The following is a 353-nucleotide window of genomic DNA, read 5'->3' on the forward strand; positions in this document are numbered from 1 at the left end:
TGCGACCCAGGAGAAGCCGTCCGGAACCGCGCCGACAATCGCATAGCCCTGCTGCGCCTTGATCAGGACGATTTGGCTGTCGGTGTCGGCCTGGAACGTCTTTTTCACGCCGGCCGCCGTGGTGAAGGTCACGGGCTGGGTGATTGCGCTCGAGTACGCGGCTTCAAGCAATGCAATCTGCTGTGCCTGCGCCTGCCCCACGGTGAGCGGTGGATTCTGTATTGCTGCAGCCTCATCGTCGGTGATTGCCGCCCAATCGGGGGCCGGCAATGGCAAGCCGCTTCCCGCCGCGTTTGTGACATCCGTGCTGCTCAGATAATGCAGGGCACCTTGTGCGTCTTTGAAAAATGGCA

Annotated in this window: 1 protein-coding gene; it reads right to left on the reverse strand. The window is 61.5% G+C overall.

Going from position 1 to position 353, the window contains the following annotated elements:
* On the reverse strand, positions 1–353 hold a 353-nt coding region (locus RZA33_RS19410), incomplete at both ends, for a hypothetical protein (RefSeq protein WP_317509564.1).

The sequence above is a fragment of the Halovibrio sp. HP20-59 genome, from assembly GCF_033052795.2.
In the GTDB taxonomy this organism is placed as follows: domain Bacteria; phylum Pseudomonadota; class Gammaproteobacteria; order Pseudomonadales; family Halomonadaceae; genus Vreelandella.